This window comes from Amycolatopsis suaedae (assembly GCF_004214935.1).
GTDB classification, from domain to species: Bacteria; Actinomycetota; Actinomycetes; order Mycobacteriales; family Pseudonocardiaceae; genus Amycolatopsis; species Amycolatopsis suaedae.
In genome coordinates, this window is the sequence record NZ_SFCC01000001.1 from 245,642 (window position 1) to 268,217 (window position 22,576).

The window sequence follows — 22,576 nt, forward strand, 5'->3', positions numbered from 1 at the left end:
GGCGATGATCACGAAACTCCTGGTCGCCAACCGCGGCGAGATCGCGCTGCGGGTGTTCCGCAGCTGCCGCGACGCCGGGATCGGCACCGTGGCCGTGTACTCCGACGCCGACGCGGACGCCCCGCACGCCCGGGCCGCCGACGCGGCCGTCCGGCTGCCCGGCAACACGCCCGCCGAGACCTACCTGCGGGCCGACCTGGTCGTGCGGGCGGCACTGGACGCCGGTGCCGACGCCGTCCACCCCGGCTACGGTTTCCTGTCCGAGAACGCCGCGTTCGCCCGCGCCGTCACCGAAGCCGGGCTGACCTGGGTCGGCCCCGACCCGGACGCCATCGAGTCGATGGGGTCCAAAGTGGAGTCCAAACGGCTGATGGAGCGGGCCGGCGTGCCGGTGCTCGGCGAACTGGACCCGGACAAGATCACCGAGGCCGACCTCCCGGTGCTGGTGAAGGCGTCCGCCGGCGGCGGTGGCCGGGGCATGCGGGTCGTCCGCGAACTCGCCGAACTGGCCGAGGCCGTCGCCGGGGCCTCGGCGGAGGCCGAGTCCGCGTTCGGCGACGCGACGGTGTTCTGCGAACCCTACGTCGAGACTGGCAGGCACATCGAGGTCCAGGTGCTGGCCGACCGGCACGGCACGGTGTGGGCGGTGGGGGAGCGCGAGTGCTCCATCCAGCGGCGGCACCAGAAGGTCGTCGAGGAGGCGCCCTCGCCGCTGGTCGGCCCGGCGATGCGGGAGGAACTGTTCACCGCGGCCCGCGCGGCGGCCAAGGCCATCGACTACGTCGGTGCCGGGACGGTGGAGTTCCTGGCCACCAACGACGGGAAGTTCTTCTTCCTGGAGATGAACACCCGCCTGCAGGTGGAGCACCCGGTCACCGAGTGCGTCACCGGCCTGGACCTGGTCGACCTGCAGCTGCGCATCGCCGAGGGGCACCGGCTGCCCGCCGACCCTCCACAGTGGACCGGCCACGCCATCGAGGTGCGGCTGTACGCCGAGACCGTCGTGGACTCCGGCTGGCGCCCGCAGAGCGGGCCGCTGCACCGGTTCGAACTGCCCGGGGTGGACGTCGAGTTCACCACCGGCGGCAGTGCCGGGGTGCGGCTGGACAGCGGCGTGGAGTCGGGGTCGACGGTCGGCGTTTTCTACGACCCGATGCTGGCCAAGGTCATCGCCTGGGCACCCGACCGCACCGCCGCCGTCCGGCGGCTCGCCGCCGCGCTGGCCGGGGCGCGGATCCACGGCCTGGGCACCAACCGGGACCTGCTGGTCAACGTGCTGCGGCACCCGGCGTTCCTGGCCGGTGACACCGACACGGCGTTCTTCGACCGGCACGGCCTCACCGAGCTGGCCGAGCCGCTGGCGAACCCGGACGCGGTCCGGCTGTCGGCCCTGGCGGCCGCGCTGGCCGAGGCCGCCGCCAACCGCGCGTCGGCGCGGGTCCAGGGCAGGCTGCCCAGCGGCTGGCGCAACGTCGCCTCGGTGCCGCAGCGCAAGGTGTACCGCCACGGTGACGACGAATACGAGGTGACCTACACGCTCGGCAGGGACGGGCTGAGCGGTCACCCGGACGTCGAACTGGTCGGCGCCACCCCGGACGAGGTGGTGCTGACCGTGTCCGGCCTGCGCAGGACGTTCCGGGTGGCCCGCTACGGAGCCGAGGTGTGGGTGGACTCCCCGCTGGGGCCGGTCGGCCTGGTCCGGGCGCCCCGGTTCGCCGACCCGGAGGCGGCACTGGCCGCCGGGTCGCTGGTCGCGCCGATGCCGGGCAGCGTCACCCGGATCGCCGTCTCGCCCGGCGAGACAGTCCGCTCCGGCGACCCGCTGCTGTGGCTGGAGGCCATGAAAATGGAACACCGCATCGCCGCGCCGGCCGACGGCGTGGTTACCCAGTTGCCCGTGACCGTCGGCCAGCAGGTCGAGGTCGGTGCCGTGCTGGCAGTAGTGGAGGAGCAGGGATGAACTTCACCGAGTCCGAGGAGCGCGCCGCGCTGCGCAAGGCCGTCGGCGAGCTGGGCCGCAGCTACGGCTACGAGTGGTACGCCAAGATCGCCCGGTCCGGTGGACATACCGCCGAGTTGTGGGACGAGGCGGGCCGCCTGGGTTACCTGGGTGTGGCCGTACCGGAGGAGTTCGGTGGCGGCGGCGCCGGCATCGGCGACCTGGCCGCGGTCTGCGAGGAGTTCTGCGCAGCCGGGACGCCGATGCTGCTGATGGTGGTGTCCCCGGCCATCTGCGCCACGGTCATCGCCCGGTTCGGCACCGACGAGCAGAAGAAGCGGTGGCTGCCCGGGTTCGCCAGCGGCGAGGTGCGGATGGCGTTCGCCATCACCGAGCCCGACGCCGGATCCAACTCGCACCGGCTGACCACCACCGCGCGGCGCAAGCCCGGTGGCGGCTGGGTGCTGTCCGGCCGCAAGGTGTTCATCTCCGGGGTCGACGAGGCCGACGCCGTGCTGGTCGTCGGCCGCACCGAGGACGCGAAGACCGGCAAGCTCAAGCCGGCGCTCTACATCGTGCCCACCGACGCGCCCGGGTTCGAGTACAACCGCATCGACATGGACCTGGTCTCGGCGGACAGCCAGTTCGGGCTGTTCCTCGACGACGTCGAGCTGCCGGCCGACGCGCTGGTCGGCTCCGAGGACGCCGCCATCGCGCAGCTGTTCGCCGGGCTCAACCCGGAGCGGATCATGGGCGCGTCGTTCTCGCTGGGGGTGGCCAGGTTCGCACTGGACAAGGCGGTCGGCTACGCCAAACAACGCAGCGTGTGGGGCACGCCGATCGGCGCCCACCAGGGGCTCGCGCACCCACTGGCGCAGGTCAAGATCGAGCTGGAACTGGCCAAGCTGATGACCCAGAAGGCCGCGGCGCTCTACGACTCGGGCGACGACTTCGGCGCGGGCGAGGCGGCCAACATGGCCAAGTACGCCGCCGCCGAGGTCGCCATCCACGCCGTCGACCAGGCCGTGCAGACCCACGGCGGCAACGGCCTGGCCAGCGAGTACGGTCTCGGCGCGCTGATCGCCGCGACCCGGGTCGGCCGGATCGCGCCGGTCAGCAGGGAAATGGTCCTGAACTTCGTCGCGCAGCACAGCCTCGGGCTGCCGAAGTCCTACTGAGAGGAACACCAGTGAGCCTGGCAGGAAAGACACTGATCATGTCCGGCGGCAGCCGGGGCATCGGCGAGGCCATCGCCGTGCGGGCCGCCCGCGACGGCGCCAACGTCGCGTTGATCGCCAAGACCGCCGAACCGCACCCGAAGCTGCCCGGCACGCTGTACACCGCGGCGAAGGCCATCGAGGAGGCCGGTGGCCAGGCGCTGCCGATCGTCGGCGACGTCCGCGACGACGCGTCGGTGGAGGCGGCGGTGGCGCAGACCGTCGAGCGGTTCGGCGGCATCGACATCGTGGTGAACAACGCCAGCGCCATCGACCTCACGCCGACCGAGCAGGTCAGCATGAAGCGCTACGACCTGATGCAGGACATCAACGCGCGCGGGTCGTTCCTGCTGTCGAAGCTCTCCATCCCGCACCTGCGCAAGTCGGCCAACGCCCACGTGCTCACGCTGTCGCCGCCGATCAGCCTGGACGAGAAGTGGTTCCGCGGCGGGCATCTCGCCTACAGCATGGCCAAGTACGGCATGAGCCTGGTGACCGTCGGGCTCGCCGCCGAACTGCGCGAGGACGGCATCGCCGCCAACTCGCTGTGGCCGCGCACCACCATCGACACCGCCGCCATCCGCAACGTCGTCGGCGCCGAGATGGCCAACTTCTCCCGGACGCCGGAGATCATGGCCGACGCCGCGTACGCCATCCTCACCAAGCCCAGCCGCGAGGTGACCGGGAACTTCTTCATCGACGACGAGGTGCTGGCCGCCGAGGGCGTCACCGACTTCGCGCGGTACCGGTTGTGCGAGCGGGAAGAGGACCTCGTGCCCGACTTCTGGGTGGAACCGGCGGGCTGATGGCGCAACCGCAACAGGAACGCAGCCGCACCACCCGCAGACGGCTGGTGGAGGCGGCCGTCGAGTGCCTGGCCGAGCACGGCTGGAGCGGCACGACGGTGGCCGTGATCGCCGAACGGGCCGGGGTGTCCCGCGGCGCGGCCCAGCATCACTTCCCGACCAGGGAGGACCTGGTGGTGGCCGCCGTCGTGCAGGTCGGCGAGGCGCAGATCGAGCAGCTGCGCGGCCAGGTCCGCAAGCTGCCGTCCGGGGCGTCGCGGACCGAGTACGTGGCCCGGATGCTGCTCGATCTGTACACCGGCCCGATGTTCCGCGCGGCACTGCACCTGTGGGTCGCGGCGTCCACGGACGCCACCCTGCTGGCGACGCTGGGGCCGCTGGAGGCGCGGGTGGGCAGGGAGGCCCACCGGGTGGCGCTGGAGCTGCTCGGCGTCGATGAGAGCGAGCCGGGGGTGCGGGAGACCGTGCAGGCGACGCTGGACCTGGCCAGGGGACTGGGGCTGGCGAACCTGCTCAGTGACGACACCCGGCGACGGCGGCGGATCGCCCGGCAGTGGGCGCGGATGCTGGAGCAGGCCCTGCCCGTACCAGGCGGGAACCGAAGTGGTGTGGCTTTCGTCTCAAAAACTAGTTAACACCTATGGAGCAACCTGCGATAGTGGAGTTAACGCACAGTGATCTGGGGGAAAGGAAAGAACAGTGTCCGAACCAGGTGAATCTCTGTCCTACCGCGCGCTGGCCATGCTGCGCGCGGTCGCTGCCCAGCGGGCCACGATGTCGCTGAGCTGCGAGCCCGATCTCTTCATCGACGGCTTCTCGTGCTGCGACCAGGTGACCGCGCACGACCTCGCCCGCCACGGCTTCATCCGCCCCGGCGAGGGCGCCGGCCCGCGGGTGCGGGCCGAGATCACCGAGGCCGGCCGGGCCGCCCTCGCCGCGGCCGCGCAGTCCACCCGCGCCGCCTGAGCCTCGCGCGAGTCGTACGTTCTCCCGCGCGAGTCGTACGTTCTGACACGCGAGTTGTACGTTCCGCAGGTGCCGGGCAAGCACGTGAAGGCCACCTTCATCACGTGAGGCGTCAGGGCCCCGGCAAAGTCCGGTCGCGGGCAGGCGAGGTGGCTGGTCTCGAGCGTGGAACTCGCGTGCCGGAACGTAGAACTCACGTGCCGGAATGCAGAACTCGCGTGCGTGAGCGCAGAACTCACCATGTGGACGCCGGTTCTCACCTCGTGCCGGTCGCCCGCGTGAACGGGCCGTTCGCGCTGTCTTGCCGGGCCGGAACGCGGGTTTCGCGTTCCTGAACACGTCATTCGCGTTCCCGAACACGACACTCACCATCCGGACCCGCGAGTCCCACCGTCGTGCACGCGAGTCCCACGCTCCGGCACGCGAACTCCACGCTCCCGACTTTGCCGGGGCCCTGATGTGAGACGTGGTGAAGGTGGCCTTCACGTGCTTTGTGCGGACCGGGCGGCGGCGGGGTGTCACGGGAGCGTCCTGCCGTTAGCAAGTCGTTGTCCGCAAGGTTAAGCGGTATACGATCGTCCTGTTCACCGCGTGCATCCGGTGCCGTACTGTTCGTGGGCACACGAACGGATGTGAGGTCTTGGTGGGGGATGGTGTGCGGCGCACGGCGACCTTCCGGGAGACGTTCGCCGTGGGCGAGTTCCGCGCACTCTGGTTCGCCGAGCTGCAGTCGGTCTTCGGCGATCAGCTCGCCAGGGTCGCGCTGTCGGTGCTGGTGTTCGAGCGGACGTCCTCGGCCACCTGGCCCGCGCTGACCTACGCCCTGACCTACCTTCCCGACCTCTTCGGCGGCCCGCTGCTGGGCGGGCTGGCCGACCGGCTGCCACGCCGCCAGGTCATGGTGACCACCGACGTGCTGCGGGCCCTCCTGGTCGGCCTGATGGCGGTGCCGAACCTGCCGCTGCCGGTGCTGGCCGGGGTGCTGATCCTGGTCCGGCTGCTCAACGCCCCGTTCAACGCGGCGCAGGCGGCCGTGCTGCCCAACATCCTCGACGGCGACCGCTACCTGCTCGGCCAGTCGGTACGTCAGGTGACCAGCCAGGCCGGGCAGCTGGCCGGGTTCGCCGCGGGCGGGGTGGTGGTCGCCCTCATCGGGCCGAACCGGGCGCTCGCCGTCGACGCGCTGACGTTCGCGGTGTCGGCGCTGGTGATCCGGCTGGGCCTGCGGGACCGGCCCGCCGCCGGCTCGGCGGCACAGGGCGAGACCACCACGCTGCGCAGGCTGGCCGCGGGCGCGCGGACCATCTGGCGCGATCCGCGCCTGCGTTCGCTGGTGTCGCTGGCCTGGCTGGCCGGATTCGTGATCGTGCCCGAGGGGCTGGCCGTTCCCTACGCCGACGAGATCGGCGGGGGGCCGGTGACTGCGGGCCTGCTGCTGGCCGCGCATCCGGCCGGCATCGTCATCGGTGCCTTCGTGCTGGGCCGGTTCGTGCCTCCCGAGCTGCGCCTGCGGCTGGTCGGCATCCTCGCCGTCGGCGCGGTCGTGCCACTGCTGGCGTACTTCTTCCGGCCCGGTGTGGCGGTGACCTGTGCCCTGCTGCTGCTCTCCGGCATGTGTGCGTCGTACCAGGTCACGGCAAGCGCGACGTTCATGCGGCTGGTACCCGACGCGGAACGCGGGCAGGCGTTCGGCCTGGCCGGATCCGGCCTGATCGCGGTGCAGGGCATCGGTCTGCTGGTGGGGGGAGGGCTGGCCGCGGTGCTCGAGTCACCCGCGGTGACGGTGGGGGTGGTGGCTGCTGCCGGTGTGCTCGCGGCGGTGCCGGCTGCAGCCTCCTGGCGGAACGCGCTCCGCCATCACCCACTGTAGCGACGGATTTTGTCGGTCCGTCGTCCTATGATGAAAAGATCACCAGTTCTGCCCACGAAGCGTCCAGTTCTGTCCACGCATGGTGATCACCTCCCTTCGATAAGGTCGGCAAACGAGTTAAACCGCAACGCGACTGCTCCAGATGGCCGCGTGACAGGACGTGAACATTCGGTTACGTTGCCACAATGGACGGGGGAGCGGACATGAAGGGTGCTGGTGGCCAACGTGCCCCCGGGCTATTCGGCCTGCGTGCCGTGTCCGGGTGGGGTCTGTGGCGGCTGCGGTGGGGGCTCATCGCATACGTCCTAGTCATCGATCTCGCGGCCCTGGCGGGGGCGGTGTGGGCGCTTGTCGAGGTTCCGGTCGAAGCTGGAAATCTCTTTCCATTCATCGTCCTGGTCATCTGCAGTGTCCTCTATACCGAGATGTCCCGCCCGATCGAAAAGCTGCGAGAACGTTATTCGGTGACACCTCACATCGACCTCCAGTCGGTGTGGATGTTCGCTGCGGTGGTGACCATTCACCCCGCCTTGGCGGCCGGGGTCATCACGGCATCGTACTTCTACCGTTGGCTGCGCGTGCAGCGCAATCCGCTCTACAGGAGGACGTTCAGCACCGCCGCCACGATCGTCTGTGGGTATCTGGCGGTCGGCTTCCTCTCGCTTGTCACCGGTTTGCCACTCGCGGAGACGACCCGCGACGTTCCCGGTTTTCTCGCGCTCGTCGGTGCCGGTCTGCTTTTCCTGATCGTCAATACTGTGACGTTGACTGTCGCGGTGTACTTCGGCAGCCCGCACGTCAGCCTGCGTACCGCGCTCGGGTCGTTCTCCGACTACAGCCTCGAGGCCGCGACGATCGGCCTCGGCATTCTGCTCGGCTGGGCGCTGGACGAATGGCCGGTCGCGTTGCTGCTGATCGTCGGGATCACGCTGGTGCTGCATCGCAGTGTGCTGGTGCGCCAGCTGCGCGAGCAGGCGCGGTCGGACCGCAAGACCGGGCTGCTCAACGCCGAGGCGTGGGCCGACGCCGCCCGCGCCGAGCTGGCCCGGGGCGAGCAGCTCAAGCACAGCAGCGGGCTGCTGGTGCTCGACCTGGACTTCTTCAAGAAGGTCAACGACACCCACGGCCACCTCGCCGGCGACGACGTGCTGCGGGCCACCGCCGCGACGCTGCAGGCCGAGGTCCGCGCGGGTGACCTGGTCGGCCGGTTCGGCGGCGAGGAGTTCGTCGTCCTGCTGCCCAACATCGGTCAGGCCGAGGCCGTGGCGATCGCCGAGCGGATCCGCAGGCGGGTCGGCGCCACGGCGGTCCCGCTGACCCAGGGCGGTGACGGCCCGGCCGACATCACGGTCACCGTGTCGATCGGCGTGGCCTCGCACCCCAAGGACGCCAGCTCGCTGGAAGCCCTGATGCAGGCCGCGGACACGGCGCTGTACCAGGCGAAGGCCGCGGGCCGGAACCGGACGCTGCTCTACGTCGCACCGGACGAAGGTGGCTTGCGGGCGGTCGGCTAGTCCACTAGTCCACTGTGGACGGATCGACGCCGATGTCCTCGTACCAGAGCTCGGGATGCTCGTCGATGAACCGCGCCATCAGGGCGGCGCAGTGCGGGTCGTTGACGATGGTGATGTCGACGCCCGCGCGGGCCAGCCAGGCGTGCCCGCCGGAGAACGTCGTCGCCTCGCCGATCACCACCCGCGGGATGGCGAACTGGCGCACCAGGCCGCTGCAGTACCAGCACGGCGACAGCGTCGTCACCATCACCGTGTCGCGGTAGTGCGGCCGCCTGCCAGCCGCGCGGAACGCCGCGGTCTCCGCGTGCAGTGACGGGTCACCGTCCTGGACGCGCCGGTTGTGCCCGCGCCCGAGCAGTTCCCCGTCCGTGGTGAACAACGCGGCGCCGATCGGGATCCCGCCCTCGGACTGGCCGAGCAACGCCTCCTCGCGGGCGACGGCGAGCAGGCCGGCGGCGTCGGTGGTGGTCATCCGCACAGGGTCTCGCATCCGGGCGGGCGATGGCTACGCTTGACCGCGGAGGTGTCAGGTGTTCGAGCCGGTGTTCTCGGCCGAGGTGTTCCGGGTGGCCGCCGGGCGGCCGGACGTCCCGCCGCGTCTGGCGCTGGCCGCCGACGCCGTCCGCGAGGGCAAGTTCACCTGGGAGGACGTGGCCGCCGGCACGTGTACCCACCCCATCGCCGCCTCGCTGTTCACCGCCAAGGCCAGGCAGTCGCTGTGGCCGGTGCTGGAGCGGATCGAGGCGGAGCTGGACGGCCCGCCGGAGCCGCAGCCCGAACCCCGGCCGCGGCGGCTGCCCGTGCCCGACGAGGACTTCAGCGAGCACACCTACCTGCACGACGCGATGGACCCGCCGAAGCGCAACACCTGGCGCTGACCTTCGCCATCGCGACCGGTGCGGCGGCCGTGGGAACCGTCGCGCGTCCGGTAGCGTCCCCTCTCCACCAGCTAACTGTGACATGGAGGGGTGAAATGACACCGCCAGGTGGATACAGCGTGCAGGTCGCCGCGCTGCGACGGGTCGCGTCCAACACCGAGGGCGTGGGGCTGCCTGCCGCCGCGGGCACGCTGCGCACGGCATCGGAGTCGATGCGGGACCTGTACGTGCAGCCGGCGGGTGCGTTCGGAGCCGACGGGTCCGGCATCGACCTCGGTCAGAAACGCAACCGGCTGATCGCCGCCATCATCTCCGGCGGTCTCGCGATCACCGAGTCCATCGAGCAGACGGCCGAGCGGCTGGACGTCATCGCCGACGCCTACGAGCGCATCGAGCGCCAGGTCACCGGGGAGAAGTGACACCATGGCACTGACCGACCTCGGGCCGAAGGACATGCAGGCGCTCTACGACCGGGTGGCGCCGAAGATCCGGGCGGAGTTCCCGCACGACAACGACAGCATCTCCAACGAGGAGATCGGGATCCTGATCCCGATGAACGAGTGGCTCAAGTACGCGCTCGACGGTGACGTGGAGCTGTTCGCCGCACCCGGTGCCACCGACCCGGACGGGGCGCTGTTCCACAAGCGCAAGGCGTTCACCGACGCCAGGGCCACCCTGCAGACGATCCGGACGAAGGTCACCTCGCACTGGGCGGGGGAGGCGTCCGATCAGTTCGACAAGTACCTCAGCCTGGTGGAGACGCACCTCGACCACTTCATCGGCGACGGGACGTCGGCGTCCAACCCCGTCGGCTACCTTCCGCAGGCCTCGGCCGTGCTGGACATGATCTTCGCGGTGGAGGTGGCGTTCAAGAACGACCTCCGGGAGCTGGTGCTCTCCGCCGAGAAGGCCGTCGAGCGGATGGACGACGTCGCCGTCGACTACCGGCCCGCGCTGATCTTCTGCGGCAAGCTGGCGCTGATCGTCGCCAAGCAGATCCCGAAGGCCGACCTGGTGATCGAGGTGGCCCAGTTGATGTGGGAGACGGCGGACATGCCGTCGCTGGAGGCCGGAACGCCGAACGGCCCCGGGGAGCGCGTCGAGATCACCGGCCGCCTGATCATCGACGTCATGCGGTCCTTCTACCAGGCTCTGACGCAGGTGGTCGAGGGCTACCAGGCGAGCCTGGCCGCCCTGCACAAGCACCTCGACGACGTGCTGGAGTTCGTCGACGACGCGAAGCTGTCGGAGCTGTCGCTCAGCGACGTCGTCCCCAAGTGGCCCGACCACGAGGGCAAGTCGCTCAAGGACCTGCTCTCGCTCGGCGAGACCCTGGAGGTCCCGGAGATCAACGACCGCGCCGCCGAGGAGAAGGCGCCGCCGATGCCCAGGGAGAAGGAGGAGCCCGCCGGCCCGCCCGGCGGCCCGGGGCCGCGCTGACGGCCTTCACCCGAACGACGGCCGCCCACGTGTCCGCTGGTCCCGCAATCTGGAATCGGTGTGCCGGACAGTGGGACCGGGTGGACGGGAACGTGCAACTCGCGGGTCCGGAACGGACAACTCGCGCCCCAGAACGTACGACTCGCGCGTCAGAACCTACGACTCGCGCGAACGGGCCGTTCACGCGGGCGACCAGCGCCACGTGATAACCCGGTCCACATCGTGAGTTCTGCGCTCAGGACCGCGAGTTCTACGTTCCGGTACACGAGTTCTGCGCTCGAGACCAGCCCGGCGGTCCGGGGCCGCGCTGACGGCAGAAAGCTGCCCGTCGATGTGGATGGGCAGGTTCCGTTTCGCTACGGTGGAACCGGAACAGTTTCCTCCACATCGACGGGAGCAGCCGTGACCGAGGTCGCCGATCCCCAGTTCCCCATGGCCCGTTCGTGCCCGTTCTCGCCGCCCGCGCAGTACGCCGGCCTGCGCGAGCGGGCGCCGGTGTCGAAGGTGAGCCTGCCGTCGGGCAGGCAGGCCTGGGCGGTGACGCGCCACGACGAGCTACGGGCCATGCTCACCGACACGCGGTTCAGCTCCGACCGCACCAACCCGGACTTCCCTTATCTGGTCAAGGAGAGGCCCAAGAACGACAACAGGTTCCCGCCGACCATGATCTCCATGGACGCGCCCGAGCACACCGCGGCGCGGCGGGCCGTCGTCGGGGAGTTCACCGTGCGCCGGATGGAGGCGCTGCGGCCGAGGATCCAGCAGATCGTCGACGAGCACCTGGACGCCATGCTGGCCGGCCCGAAGCCCGCCGACCTGGTGCGGGCGCTGTCGCTGCCGGTGCCGTCGCTGGTGATCTGCGAGCTGCTCGGCGTTCCCTACGGCGACCACGAGTTCTTCCAGGCCAGCAGTTCCAGGCTGCTGGACCGCGGGGAGAGCGCCGAGGAACGCGACGAGGCCGTGCGCGGCCTGATGAACTACCTCGACGAGCTGGTCACCGCCGCCGAGGCCGAGCCGGGTGACAACCTGATCGGCAGGCAGGTGCGCAAGCAGCGCGAGGAGGGTACCCGGGACCATCGTGGCCTGGTCGGCATGGCGTTCCTGCTGCTGATCGCCGGCCACGAGACGACGGCGAACATGATCTCGCTGGGCACGCTGGCCCTGCTGGAGCACCCCGACCAGCTGGCGCTGCTGCGGGAGGACCGCGGCCGCACCCTGGGCGCGGTCGAGGAACTGCTGCGGTACTTCACGATCGCCGAGACCGCCGTGTCACGGGTGGCCGTGGCCGACACCGAACTGGGTGGCGTCACGATCAGGGCGGGCGAGGGTGTCCTCGGGCTCGGCAACGCCGCCAACCGCGACCCCGCGGCGTTCCCGGACGCCGACCGGCTCGACATCACCCGCTCGGCACGGCACCACGTGGCATTCGGCTTCGGGGCTCATCAATGTCTTGGCCAGAATCTGGCAAGGTTGGAGTTGCAGATCGTGTTCGACACCCTGTTCGATCGGGTGCCGGGGCTGCGGCTGGCCGCGACGCTGGAGGAGTTGCCGTTCAAGGACGACTCCACCGTCTACGGCCTGCACGAGCTTCCGGTGACCTGGTAGGAGGACCCATGCGAATCCATGCGGACGCCGACCGCTGTGTCGGTGCCGGCCAGTGCGTGCTCACCGAGCCGGACGTCTTCGACCAGAACGACGAGGACGGCACCGTCGTACTGCTCGCCGACCAGGCCGAGGGCGAGGTGCTGGTGCGGGTCGAGGAGGCCGTCCAGCTCTGCCCCGCCCAGGCCCTGTCGGTCGGTGAGTGATCAGCCTGCCTTGGCGCGGCGGGCGAGCACGGTGATCGACGCCAGCGCGGCCGCCGCGAGCAGGATGATGTAGGCCGACACCGACATCGACGTGCCGGTGCTGTCCAGCAGCAGCACCATGATGAACGGCGCCAGACCGCCGCCGACCACGGCGGCGATCTGGTAGCCCAGCGACGCCCCGGTGTAGCGCATCTCCGGCGTGAACAACTCGGCGAACAGCGCTGCCTGCGGGCCGTACATGATGCTGAGGAACACGCTGCCGACGAACGAGGCGATCACCAGGTTCACCATCGACGCGGTGTCGATCAGCAGGAACATCGGCACCGCCCAGACCAGCAGCCCGATCGCCCCGGCGGCGTAGATCCGCAGCCGTCCGATCCGGTCCGACAGTGCCGCGGCGAACGGGATGATGGCCAGCTGGGTGAGGCTGACCAGCAGGGTCGCGGTGAGTACCGGTCCGCGTTCCATGCCCAGCGTGCGCGTGGTGTAGTCCAGCGTCCCGGTGAGCAGGATGTAGAACGTCGCGGTGTTCACCGCGAACGACGCCCCGGCCAGCAGCACGGTGCCCAGGTGGTGGCGCAGCACGTGCCGCAGCGGTGACGCGGGCCGGGACCGCTGCTCGGCCGCGAAGCGGGCCTCCGCCTGCCGGTACTCCGGCGTCTCCTCGACGCGGGCGTGGATGTACCAGGCCAGTACCAGCACCAGCACGCCGACCAGGAACGGCACCCGCCACGCCCAGCTGAGGAACGCCTCCGGCGGCGCGAGGTGCTCGGACAGCAGGAACACCGCGTACGCCAGCACCACGCCGATCGGCACGCCGAGCTGCACCACGCTGCCGTAGAGGCCGCGTTTGCCGGGTGGTGCGTACTCGGTGGCCAGCAGCATGGCGCCGCCCCACTGGGCGCCGACGGCGATGCCCTGCAGCAGCCGCAGCACGACCAGGATCAGCGGTGCCGCGATGCCGATCGACTCGTACGTCGGCAGCAGGCCGATGCCCGTGGTGGCCACGCCCATCAGCGCGATCGCCATGACCAGCACGGGTTTGCGGCCGCGGCGGTCGCCGAGCGTGCCGGCCACGATGCCGCCGAGCGGGCGGGCGAGGAAGCCGACGGCGAACGTCGCGAATGACGCGAGCACCCCGGCCACCGGGCTGGCGGCTGGAAAGAACGTCTTGCCGAACACCAGCGCGGCGGCGATGCCGAAGACGAAGTAGTCGTACCACTCGACCGCGGCCGCCATGGCCGCGGCGGTGGCCGCGCGGCGGCGCTGGGTCGTCGATGCCGGGGAAGTGCCAGTGGCGGGGTGCGCGTCCATGAGTGCCGGCCTCCGGGAAAGGGGGGACATCGGGCAGAACGGAGAGCCACCGCAAGTTACCAACTGCTTAGTATGTGGTCAACGTCTCAGTGCCACGATTGGATACCGACCGGCCGGTATGGTGACGCGGAACCGGGATCAGGAGGTCGACGCACCCAGCATGCGCAGCACCAGTTCGGCGTACTCACGCCCCAGCGCGGCGGGCGACTTCCGCATCCGCTCGCTGTACCAGCGGGCCACGTCGACGCCCAGCGACAGCACCGCGCGGGCGGCCGTCCGCGGCTCGGTGACGACGAACTCGCCCGCGGCGACGCCGTCGGCGACCAGGGTGCGGACCAGATGCTCGATGCGCCTGCGCAGCTCGGCGACGACCTCGTACTCCCGCTCGGGCAGGGCCTGCAGTTCGTACTGCACGACCCGGGCCACCGTGTGCCGCCTGGCGTGCCAGGCGACGAAGCCCTCGACGAGTTCGCGGATCTTCTCCTTCGGCGACGCCTGCGTGGCGACAACGGCCTCGACGAGGGCCAGCGTCTGTTCGTGGCCGCTCTTGCTGATGGCGAACAGCAGGGCCGCCTTGGAGGGGAAGTGCACGTACAGTGCCGCCGGGCTCATCCCGGCGCCGCTGGCGATGTCGCGCGTGGTGGTGGCGTGGAATCCGCGCCGGGCGAAGGATTCGACGGCCGCGAGCATGAGGCGGCGGGCGGCTTCGGGTTGCACGTCCGGCCACAGTTCCGCGGACAGCGTCGACGTCATGACATCATTGTAAGCAAGCGCTTAGTCGAAGCAGACGGGAGAGCCACAGCCGTGAACTCGCTCAAGGATCGCGTAGCGATCGTGACCGGCGCCAGCCGGGGTATCGGCCTGGGCATCGCCAAGGCGCTCGTCGAGCGTGGCGCGAAGGTGTGCATCACCGCCCGCAAGCCGGAGCCGCTGGCCGAGGCCGTCACCGAGCTGGGCGGACCGGACCACGCGATCTCGGTGGCCGGCAAGGCCGACGACCCCGAGCACCAGCGGGACGCGGTCGCCACCGTGATGGAGACCTTCGGCAGGGTGGACATGCTGGTCAACAACACCGGTATCAACCCCGTCTACGGCCCGCTGATCGACATCGAGGCCGGCGCGGCCGCCAAGATCCTGGGCGTCAACGTGCTGGCCCCGCTGGGGTGGACGGCGCGCGTGCGCGAGGCGTGGATGGGCGAGCACGGCGGGTCGATCGTCAACGTCGCCTCCATCGCCGGGCTGCACGCCTCGCCGGGCATCGGCATGTACGGGGTCAGCAAGGCCGCGCTGATCCGCCTCACCGTGGAGCTGGGCGCGGAGCTGGGCCCGGACATCCGGGTGAACGCCGTGGCCCCGGCCGTGGTGAAGACGAACTTCGCGACCGCGCTGTACGAGGGCCGCGAGGAGGAGGTGGCCTCGGCCTACCCGCTCAAGCGGCTCGGCGTGCCGTCCGACATCGCGGGTGCCGTGGCGTTCCTGCTCTCCGACGACGCCGGGTGGATCACCGGCCAGACCCTCGTCATCGACGGCGGGGTCACCCTGGTCGGTGGCCTGTGATCACCCGGGCCGACGTCCCGGACAACGCCGGTGTGGTGATCACCGGCGGTGGCGGCGGCATCGGCGCCGCGCTGGCCAGGCGGTTCGCCGCCGGGGGAGCGCGGGTCGTCGTCGCCGACCTCGACGGTGAGGCCGCCGCCGCGGTCGCGCGGGAGGTCGGCGGCACGGCGTTCGCCGGGGACGTCGCCGGCGAGGACGGACTGCGCCGGCTGCACGCCGAGGCGCTCGGCGTGCTCGGCGAGATCGACGTCTTCTGTGCCAACGCCGGCATCGCCGTCCACGGCGGTGCCGAGGTGTCCGAAGAGGACTGGGCGCGCTCGTGGGAGGTCAACGTGATGGCCCACGTCCGCGCGGCACGGCTGCTGCTGCCGGCCTGGCTGGAGCGCGGGCGCGGCCACTTCGTCGCTACGGTGTCCGCCGCGGGCCTGCTGACCAGTCTCGGCGCGGCGCCGTACTCGGTGACCAAGCACGGCGCGCTGGCGTTCGCCGAGTGGCTGGACGTGACCTACCGGCACCGCGGCATCTCGGTGTACGCGGTGTGCCCGCAGGGTGTGCGCACCAGGATGCTCGCCGACAGCGGCCCCGGTGGCGAGCTGATCATGGGCCCGTCCGCGATCGAGCCCGAGCAGGTCGCCGACGCGGTGTTCGAGGCGATGGCACAGGGCCGGTTCCTCGTGCTGCCGCACGAGGAGGTCGCCGGGTTCTACGCCGCGCGGGCGGGCGAGAACGAACGCTGGCTCGGCGGGATGAACAAGCTGCAGCGCAAGGTCGAGGATCTGCTCGGCGAGCGGTAAATCGTTGGCCGGAAAGGAATCCGGCCGGTTACCGTGCGCCGCGTGATCCACGAGAATCCACTGGCCTACGTACTGGGCATGCAGGGCGCCGCCCTGCTCCGCGCCTTCACCGGGGAGTACGACCGGGCGTTCACCGAAGCCCGGATCGCCGAGATCCGCGCCCTGCTCGACGACGAGCGCTTCGCCGGTGCCGCCGTCGACGTCGAACGGGTCGGCACGGTCGACGGGTACCGCGTGTGGTCGCGGACCTACGACGACGAGGACAACGGCGCGTTCGACTTCGACCAGCCCGCGGTGACCGCGATCCTGGACACCCTGCCCGCCGGGGTGGCACTGGACGCGGCGTGCGGCACCGGCCGGTACGCCGCGCTGCTGGCCGAGCGCGGGCACGACGTCATCGGCGTCGACAGCTCACCGGACATGCTGGAGCGGGCGGAGCGCCGGGTGCCGTCGGGCCGGTTCCGGGCCGGTGACCTGCACCGGCTGCCGGTCGGCGACGGCGAGGTGGACCTGGTGGTGTGCGGGCTGGCGCTGGCGCACGTGCCGGACCTGGGCCCGCCGATGGCCGAGTTCGCCAGGGTGCTGCGCCCCGGCGGGCACCTGGTGATCGCCGACATGCACCCGGAGAGCATCGCGCGGGGCTCGGTCCCCACCGTGCGCGACGACACCGGGCGGCCGGGCCGGGTGGCCTGCCACCGGCACCGGATGGGCGACTACCTGCGGGCCGCGCTGGCGGCGGACCTGCGGCTGCTGCGGTGCGAGGAACCGGTGCTGCCCGTGCCGGACCCGCTGCCGCCGGCGGCGGACACGCTCGGGCCGTGGGAGGCCTGGCCGTGGTCGCTGGCAGCGGTGGTCCCGGAGGCGGCCGCGGCCGCCACCAGCGGGTCGCCGGTCACCGTCATCTGGCAGTTTCAGCTGCGCGAGTAGGCTCTGGTCATGACCAGGGCGAGCACCCGCAAGGCAGGCGCGGAGCGCGACGGCGACGAGGGTCAGGCGGCTGTTCCGCTGCGCCTGCTCTCGGTCGCCACGAAGCTGTTCGCGAAGCAGGGGTTCGACCGGACGTCGGTGCAGGAGATCGTCGAGGCCGCCGGCGTCACCAAGGGCGCGATGTACCACTACTTCGGCTCCAAGGACGACCTGCTGTACGAGATCTACGGCCGGGTGCTGCGGGAGCAGACCGAGCAGCTGGAGCGCCTGCTGGCCACCGAGGCGCCGCTGCGGGAACGGCTCAGCGCGGCCGCGTCCGACGTCGTGGTGAGCACGATCGCCAACCTCGACGACGCGACGATCTTCATGCAGTCGATGCACCACCTCAGCCCGGAGAAGCAGCGCAGTGTGCGCGCCGAGCGGCGCCGCTACCACGAGCGGTTCCGTTCGATGATCGAGGAGGGGCAGGCGTCCGGGGAGTTTCGCGCCGACAAGCCCGCCGACGTGATCATGGACTTCTTCTTCGGCGCCGTGCACCACCTCGGCTCGTGGTACCGCCCGAGCGGCAGCCTGTCGGCGCAGCAGGTCGGCGACCACTACGCCGACCTGCTGCTGTCCGCCTTACGTCCCTGAACTTGTCGCCGCACCGGACGGCCCAAAGCTCGTGAAGGCCACCTTCATTACGTCTCACGTGCTGAAGGTGGCCTTCACGTGCTTGGACGGCCGCTGGTCCCGGCGGGAGGTGCGCGCGAGCGTGGGACTCGCGTGCCGGAAGGTGGAGTTCGCGTGCGCGAGGGTGGAGTTCACCAGGTGAGACAGCCGCCTCACCACGCGGGCACGCGAGTCCCACCGTCATGCACGCGAGTTCCACGTTCCAGCACGCGAACTCCACCGTCCCGCACCACGACTCCCGACTTTGCGGGACCCTGACGTCTCACGTGCTGAAGGTGGCCTTCGCGTGCTTGGCGCGGGACCGGCGGACGAGCGCTAGGCCGGGAGGTCCACCAGGGTGGCCAGGCGGCGGCGGTGCGCGCCGGGGGTGCCCAGGGCGATCTGGTCGCTCTTCGCCCGCTTCAGGTACAGGTGCGCCGGGTGCTCCCAGGTCATGCCGATGCCGCCGTGCAGCTGCACGCATTCCTCGGCCGCGTGCACGGCCACGTCGGAACACCTGGCCTGGGCCAGCGCCGCCGCCACCGCGACGTCGTCGCTGCCGGTGGCCACGGCGTCGGCCGCGTAGCGGGCCGTCGCCCGCGCCGCCACGACGTCCAGCCAGACGTCGGCCAGCCGGTGCTTGAGCGCCTGGAACGACCCGACCGGCCGTCCGAACTGGTAGCGCTGCTTGACGTAGCGCACCGTCTCCTCCAGGCACCACTGCGCGATCCCCAGCTGCTCCGACGCCAGCAGCGCGGCACCGGCGGTCAGCGCACCGTCCACAGCGGACACCGCGGCTTCGCCGGAGAGCACCGGGGTCGCCGCCGCACCGTCGAACGTCACGTCCGCCAGCCTGCGGGTCAGGTCCAGCGGGGTCACCTCGGTGACCGTGACCGCCGACGCCTCCACCGCGTACAGCGCCGGACCCTCCACCGGCACCAGCAGCACGTCGGCCACCGTCGCGTCGGCGACCGTGCTCACCCGGCCGGTCAGCCGGTCACCCTCGGCCCGCACCGTGGCGGGAAAACCGCCCGGCGCGGTCGACAGCGGAACGGCCAGCGTGCCGATCGCCTCCCCGGTGGCCAGCCTGCGCAGCAGGTCACCCTCGGGCAGCGCCAGGGTGGCCAGCACGGCGCTGCCCAGGAACGGCACCGGCGCGAGCGCACGGCCCAGCTCTTCGAGCACCAGCGCGGTCTCCCGCACCGACGCGCCCTGACCGCCGCAGGCCTCGGCCACCGGCAGGCCGGCCACGCCCAGGTCGACCGCCAGCGTCCGCCAGAGCTTGCGGTCGTAGGGCTCGTCACCCTCGATCCGGCCCAGCAGCGTGTCCGGCGCGCACCGGTCGGTGAGCAGGTCACGCACGCTGGCCCGCAGGTCCTCCTCGACGTCGCTGTAGCGCAGGTCGGTCATCGGGGCAGGTCCTTCCACGCGACGTCCTTGTCCACCCTCGGTTCGGCGGGCAGGCCGAGGACCCGTTCGGCGATGATGTTGCGCAGGATCTCCGACGTGCCGCCCTCGATCGAGTTGCCCTTCGCCCGCAGGTAGCGGTACCCGGCCTCGCGGCCGGTGAAGTCGACGATCTCCGGCCGCCGCATCGTCCAGTCGTCGTAGCGCAGGCCGTCCTCGCCGAGGAACTCCACCTCGAGCCCGGCGAGTTTCTGGCTCAGCTCCGCGAAGGCCAGCTTCATCGCCGAACCCTCCGGCCCCGGCTGCCCGGCAGCGAGCTGCTGGCGCAGCCGGACACCGGCCAGCCGCACGGACTCGGCCTCCACCCACAGCCGCAGCAGCCGGTCGTGCAGCTCGGGCGTGCGCAGCTCCGGGCGGTCCCGCCAGGCCGACGCGACCACGCCCACCATGCCGCCCTCCCGGGGAACGGCGCTGCCGCCGATGGCCACCCGCTCGTTCATCAGCGTGGTCTGGGCGACCTTCCAGCCCTCGCCGACCTCGCCGAGCCGGTGGGCGTCGGGAATGCACACCTCGGTGAGGAACACCTCGTTGAACTCGGCCTCGCCGGTGATCTGCCGCAGCGGCCGCACCTCGACGCCCGGCGCGGTCATGTCGCAGACGAAGTAGGTCATGCCCTGGTGCTTGGGCACGTCCGGGTCGGTGCGGGCGACCAGGATCGCCCACCGCGCGGTGTGCGCGCTCGACGTCCACACCTTCTGCCCGGTGACCACCCAGTCGTCACCGTCGCGCACCGCCCTGGTGCCCAGCGCGGCCAGGTCCGAACCCGCGCCCGGTTCGCTGAACAGCTGGCACCACACCTCCTCGCCGGTCCACAGTGGACGCAGGAAGCGGCGCTTGTTCTCCTCGGAACCGAACCGCAGGATGGTCGGCGCCGCCATGCCCAGGCCGATGCCGATCCGGCGCGGGTCGTTGTCCGGCGCGCCCGCCGCGGCGAGTTCGGCGTCCACCACCGCCTGCAGCGACCGCGGCGCGTCCAGCCCGCCGAGCCCGGCGGGGAAGTGGACCCAGGCCAGCCCCGCGTCGAAGCGGGCCCGCAGGAACTCCAGGCGGGGCGTGGTGGCGGGGTCGTGTGCGGCGAGCAGTTCGGCGACCAGCTCGCGCAGGCGATCGGCCCCGGTCACGGCAGGTACTTCTTCAGCTCGCGGCGGGCCAGCGACCGCTTGTGCACCTCGTCCGGGCCGTCGGCCAGCCGCAGCGTGCGCGCGCCCGCCCACAGCTCGGCCAGCGGGAAGTCCTGGCTGACTCCGCCGGCGCCGTGTGCCTGGATGGCCTTGTCCAGGATCCGCTCGACGGCGACCGGCGTGGCGATCTTGATCGACTGGATCTCGGTGTGCGCGCCTTGGTTGCCGACGGTGTCCATCAGCCAGGCGGTCTTGAGCACCAGCAGCCGCAGCTGTTCGACGGTCACCCGCGCCTCGGCGATCCAGTCCTGCACGACGCCCTGCTCGGCGATGGGCTTGCCGAACGTCGAGCGGCTCAGCGCGCGGCGGCACATCAGCTCGATGGCCCGCTCGGCCATGCCGATCAGCCGCATGCAGTGGTGGATCCGGCCGGCGCCCAGCCGGGCCTGGGCGATGGCGAACCCGGCGCCCTCGGCGTCGATCAGGTTCTCCGCGGGCACCCGGACGTCGGTGAACACCATCTCGGCGTGACCGCCGTGGTCGCCGTCGGTGTAGCCGAACACGTGCATCCCGCGCACGATCTCCAGTCCCGGGGTGTCCCGGGGGACCAGGATCATGCTCTGCTGCTTGTGCGGGGCGGCGTCCGGGTCGGTCTTGCCCATCACGATGAAGATGCGGCAGTTCGGGTTCATCGCCCCGGAGATGAACCACTTGCGGCCGTTGATGACGTAGTCGTCGCCGTCGCGCACGATGCGGGTGCTGATGTTGCGCGCGTCCGACGAGGCCACGTCCGGCTCGGTCATCGCGAACCCGGAGCGGATCTCACCGTCGAGCAGCGGCCGCAGCCACTGCTTACGCTGCTGCTCGGTGCCGAACATGGCCAGCACCTCCATGTTGCCGGTGTCCGGCGCGGCGCAGTTCAGCGCTGTCGGTGCCAGCCGGGGGCTGCGGCCGGTGATCTCGGCCAGCGGCGCGTACTGCAGGTTGGTCAGCCCCGCGCCGTGCTCGCCGGGCAGGAAGAAGTTCCACAGGCCGCGGCGGCGGGCCTCGGCCTTCAGCTCCTCGACGACGGGCACGCTGCTCCACTCGTCGTCGCGCTCGGCCAGCTGCCGTTCGAACACCGGCTCGGCCGGGTAGACGTGCTCGTCCATGAACGCGAGCAGCTCGGTCCGTAGTTTCTCGGTCCGCTCGTCGTAGCCGAAATCCATCACTTCTCCTTGAGAATCTCGTTGCCGTGGGCGACCAGCGGCGCGACGCCCTTGCCGGCCAGCTCGAAGCCGGTACCGACGGTCTTGCCCTGGGTGAAGCGGAAGTAGATGCCCTCCAGGATCACGGCCAGCTTGAAGAACGCGAACCCGACGTACCAGTCCAATGTGGACACATCGCGGCCGGACCGTTCGGCGTAGCGGGCGATCACCTCGTCCCTGCTGGGGTAGCCGGGTGCCAGCGTCGCCGTGGCGACGAAGTGCAGGTTGGCGGAGTCGCGTTCGGCGTAGGCGATCATCAGCGCGAGGTCGGTGAGCGGGTCGCCGAGGGTGGACATCTCCCAGTCCAGCACCGCGGTGATCCGGTCCCGCTCGTCGACCAGCACGTTGTCCAGCCGGTAGTCACCGTGGACCACGGTGGCCGGGCCGGACACCGGCACCGACGCGGCCAGGCGGTCGTGCAGCCGGTCGATGCCGGGCACGTCGCGGCTGCGCGAGGCGTCCAGCTGCTTCTTCCACCGCCGCAGCTGCCGTTCCAGGAAACCCTCCGGCCGCCCGAAGTCGCCCAGGCCGACCTCGCCCGGGTCGACGGCGTGCAGGTCGACCAGCGTGTCGATCAGCCGGTGCGCGATCGTCGCGGTGCGCTCGGCGCCGAGCGCCTCCATCTCCGCCTGGGTGCGGTAGGGCGTGCCCGGCACGAACTCCATGACGTAGAACGGCGCGCCCAGCACCTCGGTGTCCTGGCACAGCAGCAGCGTTTCCGGCACCGGCACCACGGTCGGGTGCAGCCCGGTGATGACCCGGTACTCGCGGGCCATGTCGTGGGCGGTCGGCAGGACGTGGCCCAGCGGCGGGCGGCGGACCACCCAGCGGCCGGTGCCGTCGCTCACCACGTAGGTGAGGTTGGACCGGCCGCCCTGGATCACTTCGGCGGTCAGCGGCCCGCTCAGCAGGCCGGGCAGCTCCCGGTCCAGCTGGGTTCGCAGGCCGGCGAGGTCCAGGCCGGGCGGGTCGGAGTTGGGCATCGCTTTCTCCATCCGGTCACGATACCGACTGGTCGGTATGTCGTACAGTCGCCGGTGCGCGCCGGCCACCGGGCACG

At 71.1% G+C, this 22,576-nt stretch carries 24 protein-coding genes; 16 read left to right on the forward strand and 8 right to left on the reverse strand.

The genetic code is table 11. The features are described from left to right. Positions 1–4 precede the first annotated feature (4 nt). From EWH70_RS01155 to EWH70_RS01180, 6 genes are all read left to right on the forward strand, one after another. On the forward strand, positions 5–1,960 hold the full coding sequence (locus EWH70_RS01155) for an acetyl/propionyl/methylcrotonyl-CoA carboxylase subunit alpha (protein ID WP_130473299.1): 1,956 nt from the start codon (positions 5–7) through the stop codon (positions 1,958–1,960). Then, positions 1,957–3,117 (forward strand): acyl-CoA dehydrogenase family protein, encoded by a 1,161-nt coding sequence (locus EWH70_RS01160; protein ID WP_130473300.1) that lies wholly within the window; start codon positions 1,957–1,959, stop codon positions 3,115–3,117. The genes EWH70_RS01155 and EWH70_RS01160 overlap by 4 nt, the downstream gene beginning before the upstream one ends. A gap of 11 nt (positions 3,118–3,128) precedes the next feature. Then, positions 3,129–3,962, forward strand: coding sequence for an SDR family oxidoreductase (locus EWH70_RS01165; RefSeq protein ID WP_276320522.1), 834 nt, complete (start codon positions 3,129–3,131; stop codon positions 3,960–3,962). Next, positions 3,962–4,597 (forward strand): TetR/AcrR family transcriptional regulator, encoded by a 636-nt coding sequence (locus EWH70_RS01170; RefSeq protein ID WP_420809021.1) that lies wholly within the window; start codon positions 3,962–3,964, stop codon positions 4,595–4,597. The genes EWH70_RS01165 and EWH70_RS01170 overlap by 1 nt, the downstream gene beginning before the upstream one ends. Positions 4,598–4,661: 64 nt before the next feature. Further along, on the forward strand, positions 4,662–4,928 hold the full coding sequence (locus tag EWH70_RS01175) for a hypothetical protein (protein ID WP_420809022.1): 267 nt from the start codon (positions 4,662–4,664) through the stop codon (positions 4,926–4,928). A 655-nt stretch (positions 4,929–5,583) separates the two neighbouring features. After that, on the forward strand, positions 5,584–6,798 hold the full coding sequence (locus EWH70_RS01180; RefSeq protein ID WP_130473301.1) for an MFS transporter: 1,215 nt from the start codon (positions 5,584–5,586) through the stop codon (positions 6,796–6,798). A gap of 305 nt (positions 6,799–7,103) precedes the next feature. On the opposite strand, the gene EWH70_RS36045 is transcribed toward EWH70_RS01180, so the two are convergent. Then, the gene (locus EWH70_RS36045) at positions 7,104–7,595 is read right to left on the reverse strand and encodes a hypothetical protein (protein ID WP_240686723.1); all 492 of its coding nucleotides are present in this window, start codon (positions 7,593–7,595) and stop codon (positions 7,104–7,106) included. Between EWH70_RS36045 and EWH70_RS36050 the strand changes: the two genes are divergently transcribed. Then, positions 7,563–8,312 carry a GGDEF domain-containing protein gene (locus EWH70_RS36050; RefSeq protein WP_240686724.1) on the forward strand — a complete coding sequence of 250 codons (750 nt, stop codon included), beginning with the start codon at positions 7,563–7,565 and terminating at the stop codon, positions 8,310–8,312. The genes EWH70_RS36045 and EWH70_RS36050 overlap by 33 nt on opposite strands. Before the next feature lie 4 nt (positions 8,313–8,316). Here the strand turns inward: EWH70_RS36050 and EWH70_RS01190 are convergent, their stop codons facing one another. Continuing rightward, entirely contained in the window at positions 8,317–8,784 is a 468-nt protein-coding gene (locus tag EWH70_RS01190; RefSeq protein ID WP_130473302.1) for a nucleoside deaminase, read from the reverse strand. Positions 8,785–8,842: 58 nt separating this feature from the next. Between EWH70_RS01190 and EWH70_RS01195 the strand changes: the two genes are divergently transcribed. The 5 genes from EWH70_RS01195 to EWH70_RS01215 all read left to right on the forward strand — a co-directional run bounded on the left by EWH70_RS01195 (position 8,843) and on the right by EWH70_RS01215 (position 12,438). Continuing rightward, complete coding sequence (locus tag EWH70_RS01195) at positions 8,843–9,190, forward strand: hypothetical protein (protein ID WP_130473303.1); 348 nt, start codon at positions 8,843–8,845, stop codon at positions 9,188–9,190. Positions 9,191–9,285: 95 nt separating this feature from the next. Continuing rightward, positions 9,286–9,609, forward strand: a complete 324-nt coding sequence (locus EWH70_RS01200; RefSeq protein WP_130473304.1) for a hypothetical protein — start codon at positions 9,286–9,288, stop codon at positions 9,607–9,609. Between the two features lie 4 nt (positions 9,610–9,613). Then, the gene (locus EWH70_RS01205; protein ID WP_130473305.1) at positions 9,614–10,630 is read left to right on the forward strand and encodes a hypothetical protein; all 1,017 of its coding nucleotides are present in this window, start codon (positions 9,614–9,616) and stop codon (positions 10,628–10,630) included. Between the two features lie 402 nt (positions 10,631–11,032). Then, positions 11,033–12,235, forward strand: a complete 1,203-nt coding sequence (locus tag EWH70_RS01210) for a cytochrome P450 (RefSeq protein ID WP_420809023.1) — start codon at positions 11,033–11,035, stop codon at positions 12,233–12,235. 8 nt (positions 12,236–12,243) lie between these two features. Next, on the forward strand, positions 12,244–12,438 hold the full coding sequence (locus EWH70_RS01215; RefSeq protein WP_130473306.1) for a ferredoxin: 195 nt from the start codon (positions 12,244–12,246) through the stop codon (positions 12,436–12,438). On the opposite strand, the gene EWH70_RS01220 is transcribed toward EWH70_RS01215, so the two are convergent. Both EWH70_RS01220 and EWH70_RS01225 read right to left on the reverse strand, forming a co-directional pair. Then, complete coding sequence (locus tag EWH70_RS01220) at positions 12,439–13,752, reverse strand: MFS transporter (RefSeq protein ID WP_130473307.1); 1,314 nt, start codon at positions 13,750–13,752, stop codon at positions 12,439–12,441. It lies immediately after the preceding gene. A 138-nt stretch (positions 13,753–13,890) separates the two neighbouring features. Beyond that, positions 13,891–14,505, reverse strand: coding sequence for a TetR/AcrR family transcriptional regulator (locus EWH70_RS01225; protein WP_130473308.1), 615 nt, complete (start codon positions 14,503–14,505; stop codon positions 13,891–13,893). 51 nt (positions 14,506–14,556) lie between these two features. Here EWH70_RS01225 and EWH70_RS01230 point away from each other — a divergent pair, with 51 nt between their 5' ends. The 4 genes from EWH70_RS01230 to EWH70_RS01245 are packed head-to-tail and all read left to right on the forward strand — an operon-like array spanning position 14,557 to position 17,663. After that, positions 14,557–15,309, forward strand: a complete 753-nt coding sequence (locus EWH70_RS01230; RefSeq protein WP_130473309.1) for an SDR family oxidoreductase — start codon at positions 14,557–14,559, stop codon at positions 15,307–15,309. Beyond that, positions 15,306–16,103 (forward strand): SDR family oxidoreductase, encoded by a 798-nt coding sequence (locus EWH70_RS01235; RefSeq protein WP_240686725.1) that lies wholly within the window; start codon positions 15,306–15,308, stop codon positions 16,101–16,103. The genes EWH70_RS01230 and EWH70_RS01235 overlap by 4 nt, the downstream gene beginning before the upstream one ends. Before the next feature lie 42 nt (positions 16,104–16,145). Further along, positions 16,146–17,030, forward strand: coding sequence for a class I SAM-dependent methyltransferase (locus EWH70_RS01240; RefSeq protein WP_130473310.1), 885 nt, complete (start codon positions 16,146–16,148; stop codon positions 17,028–17,030). A 9-nt stretch (positions 17,031–17,039) separates the two neighbouring features. Continuing rightward, entirely contained in the window at positions 17,040–17,663 is a 624-nt protein-coding gene (locus tag EWH70_RS01245) for a TetR/AcrR family transcriptional regulator (RefSeq protein WP_130473311.1), read from the forward strand. Positions 17,664–18,017: 354 nt separating this feature from the next. On the opposite strand, the gene EWH70_RS01250 is transcribed toward EWH70_RS01245, so the two are convergent. Genes EWH70_RS01250 through EWH70_RS01265 form a run of 4 tightly spaced genes read right to left on the reverse strand, consistent with a single transcriptional unit; the run spans position 18,018 to position 22,499 of the window. Beyond that, entirely contained in the window at positions 18,018–19,091 is a 1,074-nt protein-coding gene (locus tag EWH70_RS01250) for an acyl-CoA dehydrogenase family protein (RefSeq protein ID WP_130473680.1), read from the reverse strand. After that, complete coding sequence (locus EWH70_RS01255; RefSeq protein WP_130473312.1) at positions 19,088–20,269, reverse strand: acyl-CoA dehydrogenase family protein; 1,182 nt, start codon at positions 20,267–20,269, stop codon at positions 19,088–19,090. The genes EWH70_RS01250 and EWH70_RS01255 overlap by 4 nt, the downstream gene beginning before the upstream one ends. Beyond that, a complete protein-coding gene (locus EWH70_RS01260) occupies positions 20,266–21,477 on the reverse strand; it encodes an acyl-CoA dehydrogenase family protein (protein ID WP_130473313.1) in 1,212 nt (403 codons plus the stop codon). The genes EWH70_RS01255 and EWH70_RS01260 overlap by 4 nt, the downstream gene beginning before the upstream one ends. After that, entirely contained in the window at positions 21,477–22,499 is a 1,023-nt protein-coding gene (locus tag EWH70_RS01265; protein ID WP_130473681.1) for a phosphotransferase family protein, read from the reverse strand. Before EWH70_RS01265 ends, EWH70_RS01260 begins: the two co-directional genes overlap by 1 nt. Positions 22,500–22,576 lie beyond the last annotated feature (77 nt).